Here is a 15,597-nt window from a genome sequence, read left to right on the forward strand (position 1 = left end):
AAGCAGGAATTACAGGCATACTGGGGAGGGATGGCCACCAACCCCAACCCCTGCGAGAGGAGCGTTCAAAGATGACTAGTTTGCATGTGGTGCTGATGGGTGTCAGCGGCAGTGGTAAGACGACCCTGGCGCGCAAGATGGCCGAGCGCACCGGATGGGAGCTGCTAGAGGCCGATGACCTGCACCCAGAAGCGGATATGGAAATCCTGCAGGGGGGCAAGCTCCCAGATGAGGAAAAGCGAGGGGCTTGGCTAGCCAATGTACGCGACTGGATGACTGCTCGCGCCCACGAGGGGAAGAACACCGTAGTGGCGTGCACAGCGTTGCGTAAAGAACACCGCACGGTGTTGAACGAAGCAGACGGGGTGGTGTTCTACGTTCACCCATACGGGACGGAAGATGTGCTCGCTGATCGCATGCGGCGCCGTGTGGGGGAGGATATGCCACGTGCGCTTCTGGATGAGCAGCTGGCCATTTTACGACGCCTCGAAGCAGACGAACGCGGCATCCAATTGGACATCGATCGCCCCGTGGACGATCTGCTGGAGGATGCACTCGCGGCCGCTCACTTTGCGCACCGGGCGTATTCCGAAGAAGCGTAGAGTAAGTCAGATCGGCGACGAACACGGGGATTGGCCGGTGCACTAGGGCGTGATTGAGTGTGGTGGTGTGAGTTTTCGCGCATTTGCTTCTGCGCTCTTGCGCGTCTTTTAGAACGTGGAGCCGTAGCGACGGGCAACTTCCTTAAACTTGGCGCGGATTTCATCCTCGGCCTGTTTTTCCAAGATGGATTCACTGTATTCTTCGGATTTCATCCCCGTCGCCAGGTAAACCATCCGCTCACCAATAGTCACGGCGTGATCCGAGAATCGCTCGTAGTAGCGCGAAAGCAGAGTTAAATCGACGGCCTCCCGCACAGTGTATGGCCATTCGCGCTGCGTAGTGAGAATGAACAAATGCTGGTGAATATCATCAACTGCATCGTCGTCCGTGAGGAGCTCCAGCGCCTCATCTGGATCCGCGGACGTTAAGATGTCATGGACCTTCGTCGCTGCCGCGCACCCCAACCGAGACATCTCGGAGATGTAACCGCGTAGCTCCTCGGGGACTGCCACTTCTGGATGCCTGCGGCGAGCAATCTTGGCAACGTGAATAGCGAGAGTCCCCATTCGGGTCAGGTTATCCACAATGGAAATCGCTGCTACGACCAGTCGAAGTTCACGGGCAAGTGGGCTTTGAAGCAATAGAATCTCAAAAGCTTTTTCCGATGCCTCATCGCGCTGTCGCTCAATAACCTCGATGCTGCCGACCACTTCTTCAGCCAATTTCAAATTGGCGGTCAACAATGCATTTGTGGCGGACTCCATCGCGTTATTGGTGAAATCAGCCATTTGAAGCAGGTCGTGAATGAGCATGTCGAGCTGCTCGCGGTAGGCGTGGCGCATGGGATACGAGTGTAGTGCGTTAGCCACCGCTGTGCATGATTTCAGCCCCGTCTGGAACTGTATCGTCCTCCGGATCGTCGAGCCATCCCTCGGGCAGCAAGACCTTGGCAGGGGAGCCCTGGCGCCCGCGGGGCCCGTCGGCATCGTCCGCGAGGGCGTCGGATTCCCAAACAGGATCCAAGGCCCTACGAAGGTCAGCTAGCGACTCGATGGTGGCCAGCGTACGGCGAAGTTCACCACCAGCAGGGAACCCCCGCATGTACCAGGTCATGTGCTTGCGCATGTCACGGCAGGCTTTGAACTCCCCATCGTGCTCTGCCAGCAGTTCCGCGTGGCGCAACACAATGCGGGCAACTTCCCCCAGTGTGGGTTCGCTTGGGACCGGAAGGCCTTGCAGTTCGGCGGACAACTCAGCGAACAGCCACGGGCGGCCCAAGCAGCCACGACCAACGACCACACCGTCGCAACCAGTTTGGTCCATCATCGCGCGGGCATCAGTGGCTTTGAAAATATCGCCATTGCCCAGGACCGGTACGCGCCCGTCCATATGCTGGACGAGGCGGGTGATTTCATCCCAGTTTGCATCGCCGGAGTAGCGCTGGGCAGCGGTGCGCGCGTGCAAAGCGACGGCGGCTGCACCTTCGTCGGCGGCGATACGACCGGCGTCTAGGTGTGTGTGATGATCGTCATCGATTCCCACGCGGAATTTCACCGTCACGGGGATGTCTGTGCCCTCCGTCGCTTTGACCGCAGCAGCCACAATATTTCCGAACAAGCGGCGCTTATACGGCAGTGCGGAACCACCACCCCTGCGGGTCACCTTGGGGACGGGGCAGCCGAAGTTCATGTCAATATGATCGGCGAGGTTTTCGTCCACGATCATCTTGGCTGCTTCGTAGGTGTATTTCGGGTCCGTGGTGTACAGCTGCAAGGTGCGCGGTTGTTCGTCAGGGCCGAAGGTGGTCATGTGCAAGGTCTTGGGATTGCGTTCGACCAAAGCGCGGGCGGTCACCATCTCACAGACGTAGAGCCCAGAAACGCTGCCGATCTTCTCCCGTTCCTGTTCCCGGCACAGCGTGCGAAATGCCACATTGGTAATGCCGGCCATGGGGGCGAGCACAACAGGACTGTTGAGGCGTAGTGAACCAATCCGTAGAGCTTCGCCGTGTGCGCTAACGGGGGAATGGGGGAGAGTAGAAGTCACCCCCATATTCTCACACCCCACCCCCTCGAGAGTCCAAATTGCCGGCTGTGTGCTTCTCGTGCTGAGTTGCGAGGAGAGGTGCGGGAGGTGTTGCTATGTAGTTTGTTGGGTTTTGCGGGTGAGGTTGTTGGGTTTTGCGGGCGAGGTTGTTGGGTTTGCGGGTGAGGCTGTTGGGGCCGCGGGTGAGGCTGTTGGGTTTGCGGGTGAGGTTGTTGGGTTTTGAGGAATCCTGCCGCTTTCCGGCGCTGACATTTTCGCGCTGAACCCGGTGGCGACATTTTCGCGCTGAACAACGAATGTGCAGCAGAACTCTGACAAAATTGCGCGTTTTTGTTCGACTTCTGCTGCACATTGTGTAAGCGAGGGCGTGGGTGGGGGCGCCCCGCCTCCAACAGCTGAAGATCCTCAATCCAGAGTTCAAAGCGAGTGTGTGGGTGGTGGGCGCCCCGCCTCCAACGCCATTTGTTATCGGGGGGGGGCGCGGGCGCAGGATTGCGAAGGTGCGGTACTGGGATGTGAACCACGTTGGCACAGGGGCCGCAGGGCCGGTGGGCGGGGACGTAACGTGTAGACATCAATGGTGCCCGGCTTTGCCCTGAGGAGTCTGAGCGAGTTTCCCCATAAATGTGTAGGCTGTTGGCGTAAGCGACGGCCTTTGACCTGCGGTTATAAACGTATAACTGCAGCCGGGGGTTCTTTTGTCTCCGACGCCAAACTGGGTTTGACCCCAATCCCAATTGGCGCGGGTCGTTAGCCTAATACACGGTTTGAATAACAAACCGGAAGAAGAACTACCTTCAAGGAGGAACGATGTCCGAGCGCATCGGTAATGAACTGTTTAAGTCCAAAGTCATGACTGCGGAAGAGGCAGCCGAATTCATCAAGCACGGTGATCGGGTCGGCATGTCTGGGTTTACCGGTGCGGGATACCCGAAGGGTCTGCCGACGGCTATAGCTGAACGCGCCAAGGCGGCCCACGACCGTGGTGACGAGTTCCGTATCGATATGTTCACCGGCGCGTCCACGGGTCCAGACTGCGACGGTGTTCTGGCAGAGGCGCATGCGATCAATTACCGCACGCCATTCATCACTGACCCAGTTGTTCGCGAGCAGATCAATGCTGGTGAGATCAAGTACCAAGACATTCACCTTTCCCATCTGGGCATGTTCGTTGAGCAGGGTTTCTTTGGCAAGTTTGATGTGGCAATCATCGAAGCTGTTCGTATTACGGAAGAGGGCCATATTGTGCCGTCTTCTGCAGTGGGCAACAACATCGAGTTCATGGAAGCCGCCGATAAGATCATTATTGAGATCAACGAGTGGCAGTCGCCGGACTTGGAAGGTATGCACGACATTTGGATGACCCCCAAGCTGCCGAACCGCACCCCGATTCCGATCAACAACCCTGGTGACCGCATCGGTACAACCTACATTCCCGTTGACAAGGAAAAGGTCGTGGCAGTGGTGAAAACCGATGCTACTGACCGCAACGCGCCATTTAAGCCAGCCGATGATGTCTCTAAGAAGATCGCCGGGCACTTCCTCGATGTCCTTGAAGGTGAGGTTGAGGCGGGTCGTTTGACTTACGACGGTTACATCATGCAATCCGGTGTGGGCAATGTACCGAATGCGGTGATGGCAGGCCTGCTGGATTCCAAGTTTGAGAACATTCAGGCATATACCGAGGTTATTCAGGATGGCATGCTCGACTTGATCGATGCCGGTAAGATGACCATCGCATCTGCAACGTCCTTTGCTTTGTCTCCTGAGGCTGCGGAGCGCATGAATGATCAGGCTAAGAAGTACCGCGAGCATATCGTTCTGCGTCCGCAGCAGATCTCTAACAGCCCAGAGGTTATTCGTCGTATGGGTCTGATCGCATCTAATGGTGCCGTGGAAGCGGATTTGTACGGCAATGTGAACTCCACCAATGTTTCGGGTTCCAAGATGATGAATGGAATCGGCGGCTCGGGCGATTTCACCCGCAATGCCTTCTTATCCACCTTCATTTCCCCATCACAGGCTAAGGGAGGGGCTATTTCGGCAATTGTTCCGTTCGCGTCCCACATCGACCATACGGAGCACGACACGATGGTGTTCATCACCGAGTATGGCTACGCCGATTTGCGTGGCCTGTCTCCACGTGAGCGGGCTAAAAAGATGATCGCTGTCGCACACCCCGACTACCGTCCTCTGTTGGAGGAGTATGTAGAGCGCGCCACCGCTGAGGGCAGGCCGCTGCATACGCCTCACGACTTGAAGACTGCTTTCCAGTTCCACATCAATTTGGCTGAAAAGGGCAGCATGAAGGGTTAATTGGCTCCGCTGCCCATCTGTATCTCTGGATGTGGATGGGCAGAATCCTAGCGACCTCCGGTGCCTTTTCTGGGGGTCGATTAACAACTTGTGAATGCATGCCCCTAAGATGGTTAGCGCTGACACAGAGTTAGGTGTGATGCCTGACTTGTTCGGCGTGGGCCTTTAGCTCAGTTGGTAGAGCTACGGACTTTTAATCCGCAGGTCCCGGGTTCGAGCCCCGGAGGGCCCACTGCATTAAACCTCGATGTGAACCGTTCGCCGGTTCCATCGAGGTTTGTTTTTCTTTCGCGGGTTCCTATGAGCTTGGGTCTTACGAGAGGCCCTGTAGGCCCCTTAACCTGCTGGTTTGTTTCTTTTCGCCAACGTGGTTTAGACTGAGCGAGCTGCTAAAGAGCGAGTGATCGTTTTTAGCATGCTCCCATCGTCTAGAGGCCTAGGACTCCGCCCTTTCACGGCGGCAACACGGGTTCGAATCCCGTTGGGAGTACGGCCCTGTGGCGCAGTTGGTTAGCGCGCCGCCCTGTCACGGCGGAGGTCGCGGGTTCAAGTCCCGTCAGGGTCGCCATTGTGAAGCCTCGAGACATCGTTCCTTTCGAACGATGTCTCGAGGCTTTTTGGGTGAAGCAACCAAAATGCGGGGGTTTGTGGATGTGTCGGGGGGGTGTCCATCGGTTGTGCTTTGGGAAGACATCGAGCAGCCGTGTTGTGTCTGTGGTTGCCATCTTGGTCGCCGAGATTGTTCCGACGATGACGCGGTATTCGCACTGCATACTCCGAATACCCTTGATAGGTTGCACCTAGCCGGTTCGGTAGGTTTGCGTTGAAGGTGTGAGCAGTAGTGCAAAGTGAACAGTCAAGTGGCTTCTTGGGCGAGAGGGCCGTTTTTGACAAAACTGTCGACCGCAGAGATTTTCTTCAACTTGCGGGGCTCAGCTCGGCTGTCATTTCCGCTGGGATCGCGGCCCCCGCAGCGGCCCAATCATCCTTGGGCTCTAGTGCCACCGAGGGACCTGCGGCCGGAAAGTGGGCAAAGTCAGACTTGTTTGGGCTTGGGGTAGCTTCCGGTACGCCCCGCGCCGAATCGATGATCCTGTGGACACGACTTGCACCCGATCCGCTTGCTCCTGACGGACATGGCGGTATGCCACCACGAAGTGTTCTGGTGCATTGGGAGGTGGCAACAACCGAAGACGAGGGGTTTCGATCCCCGGTTGCAGTCGGAATTGCACTGGCACAGCCGGAGCTGGCTCATTCGGTGCACCCACAGGTAACTGGGTTGAAACCTCGCACAGAATATAGATTCCGCTTCCGGGTAGGGAATCAGACAAGTCCTGTGGGGCACTTTAAAACGCTTCCGATGCCAGATCAAGACGTGGAACAGTTTTCTTTCGCTGTGGCATCGTGCCAAGCGTGGTATCACGGGCACTTCACTGCATGGCGGCATTTGGCCAATGAAAACCTCGATCTCATCTTCTTTGTCGGAGACTACATCTATGAATACGCCATTTCGAAGGAGGATAACCTCAAAAGACAAGGGGTCGAGGTACCAGAACCGTTCGCGCACACAGTCCAAACTCTCGAGCAGTATCGCCTGCGATACTCACTGTTTAAATCAGATGAGCATCTGCAGGCGGGGCACGCGAAAGCTCCAATGGTCGTGATTTGGGATGATCACGAGGTAGAAAACAATCACGCGGGGTGGTGGTCGGAGAAGGGGACCAAAAAAACGCATTTTGCGTATCAACGTGCGGCTGCGTACCGCGCATTCTACGAAAACACCCCTGTCGCGCCTGAGGCCTTTCCTAACGGCCCCCATTCGCAAATCTATAACGCCTTTGACGTTGGCCGGCTCCTTCGATTCGTCAACGTGGACACACGCCAGTATCGAGATGCTGTCGTCGATCCGTCAGATGTGAAGGCGCTTAACCGCGAGACCCGCAGTATTCTCGGACACAGGCAGGAACGTTGGATGCATGAGCAGTTTCAAAACTCACCCGCAAAGTGGAATGTGCTGACCAATAGCGTGGTTGTGGCACCAATTGCTGGCGACAAGGTAGATCAGTGGGATGGCTTCCCCTCATCGCGTAAACGATTGCTGCAGACAATGCGGAACGTGCAGAACCCGGTGGTGCTGACAGGGGATATTCATCAGCATGGCGCGGTTGAACTATGGGGCGATTCCGGTGAACCGGTTGGTATCGAATTGATATGTACGTCCATAGCATCGGATGGTGATGGTCGACCCGGAAGTTCCAGTGCCGATTGGCTTAAGCATCCCTACGTGAAAAAGATGGATGAACGCCGCGGTTACATACTCGTCGACGTAACAAAGAAACAATTGAACGCTCAATTTGTTGTTGTGCCGTATGTGGAAAAAGATGATCAGGCTCCTCGTGAGGTCGCCTTCACTTACCGCTCACCCAGTGGCTCCCGCCGTCTAATTGAGAAAGGCTTTTAATATGCCGTTCGGATCTTCTCAGGTTAGAAGCAGTCGACCATCACCAACCCCCGTCATCAAGCACAAAGCTGGATTGATGGAGATTAATCTTGCTTGGGAGCAGCTGGATTGGGCCATACCTCTGGATCACTACCGAGTGGAGGGGCGTAGTAAAGGGCACGGTTGGAAACTGCTCAAGAAGACCATTTTCCCTGTGTTCAACCACAACAGGTTGAGACCTGAAGGGGAGGAGTGGCTATATCGAATCAGGACGGTTGATGCAGCGGGCAATATCTCTCGCCCGTCTCGGCCGGTCCGCGCCAAATCCCTCCGGTCTGTAGTTACTGGGGTGCCAATCGTTAAAGCGGGCCATTTTGACCGCCAAAGTGTGGATCTTCAATTCGCGCCGAAGGATTACAAGAAGATTCCAGTGGCTTTCCCAGATGGGAAGATCACCGTGTCGGGCGCGAACCCGGACATTCCATATTTGCTTCCAGGACCTGGGGATTCTTGGGCTGGTGGCAAATGTTACTCCTTGACCTGGGATTTCAACTTCCCTAAAGCGAGTATTCGCACGTCAAGGACGAAGATCTATCTGGCATTGTGGTTCATTGATACAACAAAGCTGGGGGGATTGCTTGACGTTGAACTGGGCGGGTTCGGAAAAACTTTAGAAATTCCGAAGGGGGAGACAGCGGGTAGTAAAAGAGGCGATGCTCGAGGCGATGATGGTGCGCTCAAGCCGGGATGTTGGGAACTGGAAGTTCCAATTACTAACCTGAGGGAAGGCAGGAACAGGCTTACCCTTACCTTGCAACAGGGTGGATGGATTGCTTGGGATGCGATGGGGTTATTCGCCACCGAAATCCAGGGTCAATCCCACGATCTGCCCACCTCAACTGCCGATTTGGTGGAACGGTCTTAGGCTGTGTAGAGTAACCACTCGTGCAAGTAAACGACCCGCGCACTGGTGTGGGGGTGATGCAACGAGCACGGCCCTGTGGCGCAGTTGGTTAGCGCGCCGCCCTGTCACGGCGGAGGTCGCGGGTTCAAGTCCCGTCAGGGTCGCTCCGGAGTTCGGATGTCCGAATTCCGTGGCCAGATAGCTCAGTCGGTAGAGCGTTCGCCTGAAAAGTGAAAGGTCGCCGGTTCGATCCCGGCTCTGGCCACCATTTCTAAACTGTCCTAGCGAAGTAGCTAGGGCAGTTTTTTGTTTTCGAATGCTCCCGCCCTCGCTACTTCATCGAATGCTGGCACAATGGGAAAGGTCAATCGCACAGCCTCAATCGAAGGGATTGAAATATGAGTGAAGATAATATCGAGGTAACCCACGAGCAGAGCCAGAGCCGCTTCGTTATCTCTGTTGACGGCCAACCTGCAGGTTTTGCGGAGTACAGTCCAGTCGCGGATAGCGATGGCAATGAGATTCGAGACTTCAATCACACAGTAGTGGATTCGGCATTCCGTGGTCGAGGTTTATCCAAGCCCCTGATTTCCAGCGCTCTGGATAGCACTCGCGCCGATGGCTTGAAGATTCGCGCCACCTGCAGCGCCGTGAAGGGCTTTATCGCAAAGAATGAGGATTACGCAGACCTCGTGGCTAAATAACCTCCCGCAAACGCGCAATGCCGGTGTGAGCCCCGTCCCCAGTTCAAATGGGGGAGAGGGAAACACACCGGCTTTGTCGGGCTTTAGACGAGGTGCTGGCCGAATCTGGGCAGCCTCACACGGCCAACCCCGCACCAAACACGGCCAACCCCGCACCGAACACGACTAACCCCGCACCGAACACGGCCAACCCCGCACCTAGGCATGGGGGTGCTGATTGTCCCTTCGGCAGCGCGAGGAGGACAGACCGTTCGCGGGTGAAGTCAAGCTCCCAAGACCATCCAGCCTAGGGCTAGATGTTGTTCTGCATATCATCAACCCACTTCACCGCATCGACTAACGGCGTGGTTTGGCTGGGCTTTCGTGGGCGGATCTTGGCTGGGATACCAGTCAGGATGGAGTTTGGAGGCGCATCCTTCGTCACGACGGCATTTGCACCCACAGCGGAGCCGTCGCCGATGGTGATGGGCCCCAACACCTTCGCTCCAGCGCCGATCATTACACCGTTGCCGATCGTGGGGTGGCGCTTGCGCTGAACGAGCTCCGAACCTCCCAGGGTTACACCGTGGTAAAGCATCACGTCGTCGCCGATCTCTGCGGTCTCACCGATGACAATCCCCATGCCGTGATCGATGAAGAAACGACGGCCGATTGTTGCACCTGGGTGGATCTCAATTCCGGTGAGGCCACGGGTAATTTGGCTAATCACGCGTGCCAAGCCCTTATATCCGCGGTTCCACAGCGCGTGGGAAACGCGGTGAGCCCAGATTGCGTGCAAGCCGGAATACACGATGGCATTCTCGACGTCTCCCCGGGCAGCTGGGTCGTGAAGGCGGGCATTCTGCAGGTCTTCACGAATGCGTCCTAGGATGCTCACGGTGCGAAGATTTCCTTTCCGTTGCAAATGGTCGTGCACGACCGATTTTTATAGAAGGCTAGACGATCGGCGCGTGCCTGCCATCCATGTAGGGCAGGCACCATGGGGCCTCGTTGTTAGTCTCCAACTTACTGGTACAACCGCAGATGATCTTGTTTATTCCCGGCTAAGCCGATCTACTGTTTGGTGGGAGTGCTGGTTGTGGATAAATCAGCCCTGAAAACACCGGCTGCGGCAACAACCCCCGATGGAAACTCCGGCGGAAATTTCAGGCGGGCGCGCGGGTAGACCCGGGTAAGCCAAAGCCCCGGAGCATAGTCGAAGCACCGGGGCTTGGGTTTCAAGTTACTTGGAGTTGAAGCTACCTGGGTTCAAGCTGCTTAGGGGTTCAATTTCCCTGGGATTCAAGGCTGTTGGTCGATAAACCAGTCGCGTTTAATCGCGGAGGTCGTCAAACAGCAGGGTGGAAACGTAACGCTCGCCGAAGTCGCACACTACCACTACGATCAGCTTGCCCTCATTCTCTGGTTTTTTGGCCTCTTCAAGGGCGGCCCACACATTTGCGCCTGTAGAAATACCGGCCAAGATACCTTCCTTCACGGCTAGCTCGCGAGCCACGCGGACGGCCTCATCCAACGGAGCGTCGTGAACGCGATCCAGGATGTCCTTGTTCAGGTTCTCGGGGAAGAAGTTGGTACCTAGGCCCTGGATCTTGTGAGGACCAAAGTGCCCTTCGGTTAGAAGTGGGGAATCGGCGGGCTCCACACCTACGATCTCTACCTTGTCGGACTGCTCCTTGAGGTACTTGCCGGCGCCGGAAACGGTTCCCCCGGTACCTACGCCGGCAACGAAGATATCGACGTCGCCATCGGTATCTTCCCAAATCTCCTTACCGGTGGTGCGGTAGTGCACTTCTGGGTTAGCCGGGTTGGAGAACTGGCGCGCCAGGATTGCATTATCGGTGGACTCAACGATTTCATTGGCCTTGTCCACTGCGCCCTGCATGCCACCTGGGCCAGGGGTGAGAACTAGTTCTGCGCCAAGGGCGCGCAGCATCACGCGACGCTCATTGGACATGGTCTCTGGCATCGTCAGGATGACCTTGTAACCGCGCGCTGCGCCAACCATAGCCAAGGCGATGCCGGTGTTTCCGGAGGTTGCCTCGACGATCGTGCCACCCGGTTTCAAGCTACCGTCTTGTTCCGCTGCGTCGATGATTGCCTTACCGATGCGGTCCTTGACGGAGTTGCCCGGGTTAGCGGATTCCAGCTTCACTGCAACCGTGGCGCCCAAGCCCTCGGTTAGCTTGTTCAGCTTAACCAAAGGGGTGTTACCAATGAGGTCAGTGAGGTTTTCGTAAATCTTAGCCATGTTGGGCCTCGCTTTCTTTGGGTGGTCCTTCGTCGAGCTGTGCATCTACTACGATCAGCTAGTTCTGCATTATTACCGCAACTCGCTTGCAGACCAATCTGTCTATTTTGTCTACTTGCGCCACTTTACACCTGTTATTTACTCGACGCCACCAGCTTCCATGGGTGAAAAGTCCCTTTGGCGCTAATCTTTTTCTGCCACAATGGGGCATATGACGAATTTCGAAACAATTCTGACCACGACCAACGAACGTGTAGCAACGATCACCATCAACCGCCCGAAGGCACTCAATGCCTTGAATAGTCAGGTTTTGGCTGATGTCACCGCCGCTGCGGAACAATTTGACTCGGACGACAGCATCGGTGCCATTGTCATCACCGGCGGGGAAAAAGCGTTTGCTGCCGGTGCGGACATCAAGGAAATGAAGGATGAAACATTCCCTGAAATCCGAGACAAGCGCCTGTTCGCGGAATGGGAGAAACTCGCCGCTGTGAAGACCCCGATTATCACCGCAGTATCCGGCTTCGCATTGGGCGGTGGTTGTGAAGTAGCCATGATCGGCGACATCCTGCTAGCTAGTGAGACCGCCAAGTTCGGTCAACCCGAGATCACATTGGGGGTTATCCCCGGTATGGGCGGAACGCAGCGCCTCACTCGCGCAGTTGGTAAATACAAGGCAATGGACCTCATCTTGACCGGCCGCATGATGGACGCCGAAGAAGCCGAGCGCAGCGGGCTGGTTTCCCGTGTCCTTCCAGATGAGGGCTTCGACGAGGAGGTCCAAAAAATCGCCGCCAAGGTTGCTTCCATGAGTAGCGTTGCAACTGTGGCCGCCACACAGATGGTGGACGAGGCCTACGAATCCACGCTTAAAAGCGGTTTGGAATCTGAGCGCCAAGCGTTCTGGGGGCTGTTCAGTACGGAAGACCAGAAGGAAGGCATGAACGCTTTCGTGGAAAAGCGCAAGCCCGAATGGAAGCACCACTAGGGGACTAGGTGTTAACGTCGGAGGCTGGGTAGCGCGGGGCGTCGAGACAAAAGGGCTGGCACAATAGGGTGCATGGCACAGACAAAGCGAGTAAGCCGCACCCTGAATCTGCCGATTGACCAAGTAAGGGAAATCGTAACCTCCGAGGCATTCCTCCTAACCAAGGAGAACATGGTGGAGGCTGGGGACTCCTGGCTGGACGAGGGGGTACGTGAGGTAGAAGCGGATGGGACGGTCCGCGCGGGTGTGGACTTGGTCCGTCCTGCGCAGGAAGAAGCCGGTGTACCGGAGATGCGCACGCATCAGGACACGAAAATTTCGCCCCTGGTAGCAGAAGGGGTGGGTCGAGCGTTTGCTTTGGAATCCGCCCTACCACTGCCAGGGAACATCGGAGAAGTCACAACGCGCTACCGCTTTGCTGAAGGGGGCTCAGGGCCAGGCAGGCCAGCTGCGGCGACAGAGGTTGAGGCCGTAGTTACGGTGAATTGCAAGATGCCGTTCGTGGGGAAGAAAATCGAAAACAGCATCATGGAGAACACTGAAAAAACCGTCGACTCTTCCTTGGAACGCATCCGCCGTTTCTCTTAAGTGCCTTGCAGCGTTCTCGTAAAGTTCGGGGGCAATTTTGGGGGTAGTCAGGGTGTGTTCTATACTCACCTCCTGACACTCGAAACTTGGTTGAGGGAGTATTTACGTGGACCAGCAGCGTCCCCGCGACGAAGATGAAGCCATTCTGTCTGCCTTGAGCTCTCTGAAGAATGCTACGGGCATTCCTGTGACCATGTATGGCGACATTCAGCCCGACGGGAAGATCCGAATTGGCAAGTGGCTAGGCCTTCGGACCCCAGCTCTGCATAACCTTGAGATCCCCGCGGGAGTGGGCATCGGAGGGCGTGTAGCGGCCACACGGCGACCCGTTGGTGTTTCCGACTACCTGCGCGCGAAGGCGATTACGCACGAGATGGATCGTCCAGTTCGGGATGAAGGACTGTTTTCCATTGTTGCCGTTCCAGTCATCGTTAGTCGTGAGATGCGCGGTGTGTTGTATGGCGGTGTTCATTCCCGTGCCCGCCTGGGCGATAAGGTGCTCGAAGAAGTCACGATGACGGCTCGTTGCCTGGAGCAGGACCTGGCGGTCTTGGACGCCACAAAGAACATGAAAACGGGAGCCGTGGCGGGCAGCGGAGTGAAGCAAGTTCGCACGATGAGTGGTGCGGAATGGGAGCAGGTTCGCGCTACCCACTCCAAACTGCGCATGTTGGCTAACCGCGTGGAGAATGAAACGTTGCGTCGTGACTTGGAAGTCCTGTGCGACCAGATGGTTTCGCCAGTACGCGTGAAGCAAACCACGAAGTTGTCCGCCCGTGAGCTCGATGTGTTGGCGTGCGTGGCTTTGGGGCACACCAATGTGGAAGCGGCGGCCGAAATGGGTATCGGTGCCGAGACCGTCAAGAGCTACCTGCGATCCGTCATGCGTAAACTCGGCGCGCACACCCGTTACGAGGCGGTTAATGCTGCCCGTAGAATTGGTGCTTTGCCCTGATTCAAATGAGGGGAAAGCAGCCTCTCCATGGTGGCATTGACCCCGAGTCTAATCAGAGCACTGCAGTGAAAGAAGGGCAGGGTGCTCCGGAAAGGGCAACTCGCTGTGGCCTTCGACGAGACCATATTGCCCCACTGTGAAGCCGTGAAGTGAAGTTGGCGCCCGTCCTTCTGACGGGCGCCATAAAAGCATCTAGGGTGGAATACGTGAAAGATAGCTTTCTAGTTACCGGTGGAGCGCGCCTAGCGGGTGCGGTGAAGGTCAGTGGCGCGAAAAACAGCGTACTGAAGTTGATGTCCGCAGCTTTGTTGGCTGAGGGAACAACCACGCTGACCAACTGCCCAGAGATCGCTGACGTGCCATACATGGCAGAGGTTTTGCGTGGTTTGGGCGCCGAGGTCACACTGGATAAGGGTACGGTCACCATCACGGTTCCGGAGAAAGTGGAACATAACGCGGACTTTGACGCGGTCCGACAGTTCCGCGCGTCGGTGGCTGTGTTGGGGCCATTGACCGCGCGGTGCCTGAACGCCCGCGTAGCGCTTCCCGGTGGCGATGCTATTGGGTCGCGTCCGCTCGACATGCACCAATCGGGTCTGGAGAAACTGGGCGCCACGACGCGCATTGAGCACGGTTGCGTAGTCGCGGAAGCTGACCAACTACGTGGCGCCGATATCAAACTGGACTTCCCGTCAGTGGGGGCAACCGAGAACATTTTGACAGCTGCTGTCTTGGCAGAAGGTACTACTGTGTTGGACAACGCGGCACGTGAGCCTGAGATCGTGGACTTGTGCAACATGCTCAACACCATGGGTGCCAAGATCAGCGGTGCTGGCAGCAATACGATCACGGTAGATGGTGTGGCAAAACTCAGCCCAACCAATTTTGAAGTCGTGGGTGACCGCATCGTGGCGGGCACCTGGGCTTACGCGGCGGCGATGACTCAGGGGGACATCACCGTTGGCGGTATTAACCCGCAGCACCTGCACTTAGTGCTGGAGAAGCTGAAGCTCGCCGGCGCGCAGGTAGAGACCTACCCGCAGGGCTTCCGCGTTGTACAAAATGAAAAACCCGTGGCCGTCGACTACCAAACACTACCTTTCCCAGGATTTCCCACGGATCTGCAGCCGATGGCGATTGCTCTGTGCACCGTCAGTGAAGGCATGAGCGTGATTACTGAGAACATTTTTGAATCTCGCTTCCGGTTCGTCGACGAAATGATGCGCCTAGGTGCCGACGCCAGCATTGACGGCCACCACGTTGTCATCAGGGGAGTGAAAGAATTGTCCAGCGCGCCGGTCTGGAGTTCCGATATTCGCGCGGGTGCCGGATTGGTTTTGGCTGGCCTGGTTGCTGATGGTGTGACCGAGGTGCACGATGTCTACCACATCGACCGTGGCTACCCAGGTTTCGAGGACCAGCTCCGCAGCTTGGGCGCGACCATCGAGCGTAAGGAGCGCTAGCGCCTCACTTCTCAGGCACTCCGATTCGCTAACACCCCAATTCTCAGTTACAACGCTTCGTTGGCCCCTCGCCACGGAAGCTCTTAACCCCGCCGTTGTGCGGGGTTTCCTTTTATATGGATGTCTTGGGGTGTTTGTGTGTGCTTGGTTGGTGGGGTTTTGGTGTTGGTTGGTGTGTGGTGGTGGGTTTGTTTCTCGGTATGGACGCCTTGGGGTTGGTGTGTGCGGTTGGTCGGTGTGTGGTGGTGGGTTGGTTTGTTGGTGTGGATGTCTTGGGGTTGTGTGGGGTTGGTGTGTGTGGTTGGTTGGTGGTGTTTTGGTGGTGTGAGCTGGGGATTTGTG

At 56.5% G+C, this 15,597-nt stretch carries 13 protein-coding genes, 5 tRNA genes and 1 pseudogene; 15 read left to right on the plus strand and 4 right to left on the minus strand.

Annotated elements, in window-relative coordinates:
* Positions 1-71: 71 nt before the first annotated feature.
* Entirely contained in the window at positions 72-602 is a 531-nt protein-coding gene (locus HMPREF3098_RS01280; protein WP_070433702.1) for a gluconokinase, read from the plus strand.
* Between the two features lie 108 nt (positions 603-710).
* Here the strand turns inward: HMPREF3098_RS01280 and phoU are convergent, their stop codons facing one another.
* Together phoU and dusB are read right to left on the minus strand one after the other, a co-directional pair.
* Positions 711-1,445 (minus strand): phosphate signaling complex protein PhoU, encoded by a 735-nt coding sequence (gene phoU, locus HMPREF3098_RS01285; RefSeq protein ID WP_070433703.1) that lies wholly within the window; start codon positions 1,443-1,445, stop codon positions 711-713.
* 19 nt (positions 1,446-1,464) lie between these two features.
* Complete coding sequence (dusB, locus tag HMPREF3098_RS01290) at positions 1,465-2,553, minus strand: tRNA dihydrouridine synthase DusB (protein ID WP_371440931.1); 1,089 nt, start codon at positions 2,551-2,553, stop codon at positions 1,465-1,467.
* A 906-nt stretch (positions 2,554-3,459) separates the two neighbouring features.
* Between dusB and HMPREF3098_RS01295 the strand changes: the two genes are divergently transcribed.
* The 10 genes and pseudogenes from HMPREF3098_RS01295 (at position 3,460) to HMPREF3098_RS01335 (ending at position 9,013) form a co-directional block, all read left to right on the plus strand.
* Positions 3,460-4,965, plus strand: a complete 1,506-nt coding sequence (locus tag HMPREF3098_RS01295; protein ID WP_070433705.1) for an acetyl-CoA hydrolase/transferase family protein — start codon at positions 3,460-3,462, stop codon at positions 4,963-4,965.
* A gap of 159 nt (positions 4,966-5,124) precedes the next feature.
* Positions 5,125-5,197 (plus strand) — tRNA-Lys (locus HMPREF3098_RS01300).
* 185 nt (positions 5,198-5,382) lie between these two features.
* A tRNA-Glu gene (locus HMPREF3098_RS01305) sits at positions 5,383-5,455 on the plus strand.
* Between the two features lies 1 nt (position 5,456).
* A tRNA-Asp gene (locus HMPREF3098_RS01310) sits at positions 5,457-5,533 on the plus strand.
* 273 nt (positions 5,534-5,806) lie between these two features.
* Positions 5,807-6,307 (plus strand): annotated as a pseudogene (locus HMPREF3098_RS11955) (PhoD-like phosphatase N-terminal domain-containing protein); the annotation flags it as partial.
* Positions 6,308-6,325: 18 nt separating this feature from the next.
* Positions 6,326-7,426 (plus strand): alkaline phosphatase D family protein, encoded by a 1,101-nt coding sequence (locus HMPREF3098_RS01315; protein WP_246815801.1) that lies wholly within the window; start codon positions 6,326-6,328, stop codon positions 7,424-7,426.
* Positions 7,427-7,502: 76 nt separating this feature from the next.
* Positions 7,503-8,330: a hypothetical protein gene (locus HMPREF3098_RS01320; protein ID WP_070433706.1), complete on the plus strand. Its 828-nt coding sequence runs from the start codon at positions 7,503-7,505 to the stop codon at positions 8,328-8,330.
* 69 nt (positions 8,331-8,399) lie between these two features.
* Positions 8,400-8,473, plus strand: a tRNA-Asp gene (locus HMPREF3098_RS01325).
* Between the two features lie 28 nt (positions 8,474-8,501).
* Positions 8,502-8,577, plus strand: a tRNA-Phe gene (locus HMPREF3098_RS01330).
* Positions 8,578-8,707: 130 nt separating this feature from the next.
* On the plus strand, positions 8,708-9,013 hold the full coding sequence (locus HMPREF3098_RS01335; protein ID WP_070433707.1) for a GNAT family N-acetyltransferase: 306 nt from the start codon (positions 8,708-8,710) through the stop codon (positions 9,011-9,013).
* Positions 9,014-9,305: 292 nt separating this feature from the next.
* On the opposite strand, the gene epsC is transcribed toward HMPREF3098_RS01335, so the two are convergent.
* Both epsC and cysK read right to left on the minus strand, forming a co-directional pair.
* Positions 9,306-9,890: a serine O-acetyltransferase EpsC gene (gene epsC / locus HMPREF3098_RS01340; protein WP_070433708.1), complete on the minus strand. Its 585-nt coding sequence runs from the start codon at positions 9,888-9,890 to the stop codon at positions 9,306-9,308.
* Positions 9,891-10,325: 435 nt separating this feature from the next.
* Complete coding sequence (gene cysK, locus HMPREF3098_RS01345) at positions 10,326-11,261, minus strand: cysteine synthase A (protein ID WP_070433709.1); 936 nt, start codon at positions 11,259-11,261, stop codon at positions 10,326-10,328.
* Between the two features lie 202 nt (positions 11,262-11,463).
* On the opposite strand from cysK, the gene HMPREF3098_RS01355 reads away from it, so the two are divergent.
* The 4 genes from HMPREF3098_RS01355 to murA all read left to right on the plus strand — a co-directional run bounded on the left by HMPREF3098_RS01355 (position 11,464) and on the right by murA (position 15,255).
* Positions 11,464-12,249: an enoyl-CoA hydratase-related protein gene (locus HMPREF3098_RS01355; RefSeq protein ID WP_070433711.1), complete on the plus strand. Its 786-nt coding sequence runs from the start codon at positions 11,464-11,466 to the stop codon at positions 12,247-12,249.
* Positions 12,250-12,321: 72 nt separating this feature from the next.
* Positions 12,322-12,837, plus strand: coding sequence for a DUF2505 family protein (locus HMPREF3098_RS01360; RefSeq protein WP_083283903.1), 516 nt, complete (start codon positions 12,322-12,324; stop codon positions 12,835-12,837).
* A gap of 106 nt (positions 12,838-12,943) precedes the next feature.
* Complete coding sequence (ramA, locus tag HMPREF3098_RS01365; RefSeq protein ID WP_070433713.1) at positions 12,944-13,792, plus strand: acetate metabolism transcriptional regulator RamA; 849 nt, start codon at positions 12,944-12,946, stop codon at positions 13,790-13,792.
* A 206-nt stretch (positions 13,793-13,998) separates the two neighbouring features.
* Positions 13,999-15,255 (plus strand): UDP-N-acetylglucosamine 1-carboxyvinyltransferase, encoded by a 1,257-nt coding sequence (gene murA / locus HMPREF3098_RS01370; protein WP_070433715.1) that lies wholly within the window; start codon positions 13,999-14,001, stop codon positions 15,253-15,255.
* Positions 15,256-15,597 lie beyond the last annotated feature (342 nt).

The organism is Corynebacterium sp. HMSC28B08, assembly GCF_001806865.1.
Taxonomy (GTDB): Bacteria; Actinomycetota; Actinomycetes; order Mycobacteriales; family Mycobacteriaceae; genus Corynebacterium; species Corynebacterium auriscanis.